Annotated in this window: 4 protein-coding genes and 1 pseudogene; 3 read left to right on the plus strand and 2 right to left on the minus strand. The window is 60.9% G+C overall.

The window, feature by feature from the left end; translation table 11 throughout:
- Positions 1 to 416: pseudogene (locus WBP53_RS12880) on the minus strand (hypothetical protein); the annotation flags it as partial.
- Positions 413 to 1,180 carry a hydroxyacylglutathione hydrolase gene (gene gloB / locus WBP53_RS12885; RefSeq protein WP_423929549.1) on the minus strand — a complete coding sequence of 256 codons (768 nt, stop codon included), beginning with the start codon at positions 1,178 to 1,180 and terminating at the stop codon, positions 413 to 415. The gene gloB and the pseudogene WBP53_RS12880, both read right to left, overlap by 4 nt.
- Positions 1,181 to 1,580: 400 nt before the next feature.
- Here gloB and WBP53_RS12890 point away from each other — a divergent pair, with 400 nt between their 5' ends.
- The 3 genes from WBP53_RS12890 to dnaQ are packed head-to-tail and all read left to right on the plus strand — an operon-like array spanning position 1,581 to position 3,450.
- The gene (locus tag WBP53_RS12890) at positions 1,581 to 2,273 is read left to right on the plus strand and encodes a class I SAM-dependent methyltransferase (RefSeq protein ID WP_423929544.1); all 693 of its coding nucleotides are present in this window, start codon (positions 1,581 to 1,583) and stop codon (positions 2,271 to 2,273) included.
- Entirely contained in the window at positions 2,264 to 2,725 is a 462-nt protein-coding gene (rnhA, locus tag WBP53_RS12895) for a ribonuclease HI (RefSeq protein ID WP_423929546.1), read from the plus strand. Before WBP53_RS12890 ends, rnhA begins: the two co-directional genes overlap by 10 nt.
- Positions 2,722 to 3,450 carry a DNA polymerase III subunit epsilon gene (dnaQ, locus tag WBP53_RS12900; protein ID WP_423929548.1) on the plus strand — a complete coding sequence of 243 codons (729 nt, stop codon included), beginning with the start codon at positions 2,722 to 2,724 and terminating at the stop codon, positions 3,448 to 3,450. Before rnhA ends, dnaQ begins: the two co-directional genes overlap by 4 nt.
- Positions 3,451 to 3,472: the final 22 nt, after the last annotated feature.

A 3,472-nucleotide genomic window follows, 5' to 3' on the forward strand; every position in this document is an offset into this window, starting at 1 on the left:
GGCAAGGGGCGATAGTGGCTTTCGACGTAGGGCAGGAACGCGAATTCGCCCGGAAGATCGCGCCGTTCCAGCTCGCTCACTACCAGCAGCAGGAATGGCATTGCGTCCTCAAGCGACTTGCTGAAGATGCCTGGAGCCCGCGTATATCGCCGAGCCTCGGCGACAACGGCGCTGCTGTAGTTGCAGCTGTCGAGAACGAAACGTTCGCGGAGTCGCGGCCAGGGCGAGAGCTCGTTGATGTCAGGCTGCTCTGCCACGACAGGAACTGGCGGTGGACTTGTTTCCGGAACGGAAATTATCTCCGGTTTGGGCGCGGGCGGAACCGGAGCGGGTCGGTGCAGTGGCGCCGTACATGCGGCAAGCATCAGGAAAATGCAGGCGAGAACGCCTGCGTTGCGCAGCTCCGTGACCCTCATGCGCGAAAGGAATCCTTCTGGGCACGCAATGCCGCGAAGCGTGCGACCCGGTCCGCAGAGTCCTGAACTTCCGGGCCGAGTCCGGCGATGACGCTGCTGACATCGATGCGCAGGAACGGATTGCAGGCGAGTTCATCCGACAGAAGCGACGGTACGGTCGGCAGACCATTGGCGCGCAAGCGCTGCGCCTCCTCCATGCGTGCCGCCAATGAAGTGTTTTCCGGTTCGATCGCTTTCGCAAAGATGCAGTTCGCCACGGTGTATTCATGTCCGCAGCAAACTCGCGTATTTCCCGGCAGCCGTGCCAGCTTTTCCAGAGAGTCGAGCATCTGGGTCGGGGAGCCCTCGAAAAGGCGACCGCAGCCCACGCTGAACAAGGTATCGCCACTGAAAAGCAGGCCATTTCCGTAATACGCTATGTGGCTGCGAGTATGTCCTGGCACCGCAATGACGGTGAACGTGCTGGCGGGTGAGTCCAGGACAATGCTGTCGCCATCACCGACGCAATGAGTGACGTGATCGATGCGAGAATCATCTGGCCCGTGCACGCTCGCACTACCAAGTTCAAGCAGCTCGGGCACGCCGCCGATATGGTCGGGGTGGTGATGGGTCAGCAAGATCGCACGCAGCCGCAGGTTCTGCTGACGAATGACTTCAATGACAGGCGCCGCTTCACCAGGGTCGACTACCAGCGCGTTGCCGGATGGATCGGCAAGCAGCCAGATGTAGTTGTCATTCAATGCCGGGATCGGCAACAGTCGCAGAGCGTTCATGCTCCAACTATAGCCGCGGCATGGGTACCGCAAGCAAGTGCCACGCGGTCAGTCGGCACCATGCAAAGGGCCATTGCCCGGAGACGCAGCTGGACGGAGGTCGTCGGAAGCGCTGTGCCTCCCCGTTTTCGGGGAAGTCCGATCGACTTTGGCACACGCATCGGTGCGGTTGTCTGAAAACGCCGGGGCACATGCCGGCCGATCTGATCTTGGGCAGGGCAGCGCTCGAAGCTGCTGCTGTGGGTGGGCGTGATACCCGAAACTCCAGCTGCCATGGCGCGTCAATGCTGGTCATTTTATATATCGTTTCGCCAGCGGCGTCACCTTGGAAAACGTTCGGGTTAAACTCGATGGTCAGCCAGCCACCAACATGTGCAGGATTCAACGCGTCGTGCCGCTCCAAGCAGCCCATTACTTCGATCTTGCGCCATTGCGCGGCCTGCTGTCGCAGGAATGGAGCCTTGTGCGTCAGCGGGCGTCTACGATTCCCTCTGGGGCCGCGCTTTCCCTGCGCCCGTCGGCGTCGGGCGCGGAAACCGCGCTACGCAGTCATCCCGAGATGATTCGCCTGCAGATTGCTGAAGGCATCGTGAGTGGGGACTTGCGCTGCCGACCGGACGCGCTGCCCCTGGACAATGACAGTGTGCAGTTGGTGGTGGCTAGACATGTCCTCGACTTGCTTGATCCGCAAAGTGGAGTTGCAGGCGAACTGGCACGCATACTTGCTCCCGGGGGAACCTTGTTTCTGTTCGGCATGAACATGTTGAGTCCCTGGCGGGTCTGGTCCGCATTCACTGGAGGTGAAGTGTCATCAATGCCACGCTTTCGTAGTGTTCTCCGGGTCCAGCGAGAATTTTCACGTGCCGGTCTGCAGCCATTGCGACGGGAATTTCTCGGCGGGATCTGGCCCGATGCAACCGATGAATCGGGCTTCGTGACTGGCAGCCGTCTGCATGGCGCTTGGATGCTCGCACTGTCCAAGCAGCGCTCTGCCGGACGCGTGATTCCGCTGCGTCCTCGCAACAGCGCCCTGTCGCTGGGCCGCGGGTTTGCGCAGATGCCAAGTCGCCGGGCATGTCTGTGAGCGCCGTCGAGCTGTTTACCGATGGTGCCTGCCTGGGCAATCCCGGACCGGGTGGCTGGGCGGCCTTGCTGCGACATGCGGGACGCGAGCGGGAGTTGCATGGTGGCGAAGTGCATACGACAAACAACAGGATGGAGCTTCTGGCCGTGATTTCCGGGCTGGAGGCACTGCGCAAACCATGTGCAGTGGAGCTGACCACGGATTCTCAGTACGTGATGCGAGGAATCAAGGAGTGGATGCCTCGCTGGATAGCCAAGGGCTGGCGAACAGCGGGAGGTGATCCGGTAAAGAACAAGGACTTGTGGGAACGCCTCGTTGAGGCGATTGCGCCGCACACGGTCGAATGGCACTGGGTGCGCGGGCATGCTGGCCACCCCGAGAACGAGCGCGTTGACCGGCTCGCGCGCAGCGCCGCGGAACTGATGCGTGACAAGCAGGCGGAGGCACTGTGAGACAAGTCGTGCTGGATACGGAAACGACCGGACTCGAGGTCAAGAAGGGGCATCGAGTCATCGAGATCGGATGCGTCGAGCTGCTGGAGCGCAGGCCCAGTGGACGCACGTTTCACTGCTTCCTCAATCCCGACAGGGCAGTCGATGAGGGCGCGCGTGCAGTACATGGCATCGACGATGCCTTTCTTCAGGACAAGCCCCGGTTCCGTGAAATCACAAGCGAGTTCCTTGATTTCGTCGCGGGTGCTGAAATCATCGCGCACAACGCAAGTTTCGATGTTGGTTTTCTTGACGCGGAGCTCGGCCTTGCGGCGCCTGAGCTGGGCAAGCTGACTGACCATGCGAGCGTGCTCGACTCGCTGCAGATGGCCAGAGAGAAGTATCCTGGTCAGCAAAACAGCCTGAACGCATTGTGCAAACGTCTTGGCGTCGACAACAGGCATCGCGAACTGCATGGGGCGCTGGTCGATGCGCATCTGTTGGCCGACGTCTATCTGGCGATGACAGCGGGGCAGGGAGATCTTGGGCTGGCTGTTGAAACGGCAGAGCAGCCGCAGCGCGCGGTCACTACCGGGCCTCTGGCGGGACACGGGCTTCGCGTATTGCGGGCGAATGAATCCGAATTGGCAGCCCACGCCGCAAGAATCGAATCGATCGAGGTGGCCAGCCAGGGTGCCTGCGTCTGGAAGATTTCGTCAAAAGAGGGGGATGAAAGAGTTGCATAGAATCATTCATGCACTCTCTCGC

This window comes from Dokdonella sp. (genome assembly GCF_049593775.1).
Taxonomy (GTDB): Bacteria; Pseudomonadota; Gammaproteobacteria; order Xanthomonadales; family Rhodanobacteraceae; genus Dokdonella.

Coding starts and splice junctions, on each gene's coding strand:
- rnhA (WP_423929546.1), top strand. CDS start 2,264: ATGTCTGTGAGCGCCGTCGAGCTGTTTACCGATGGTGCCTGCCTGGGC.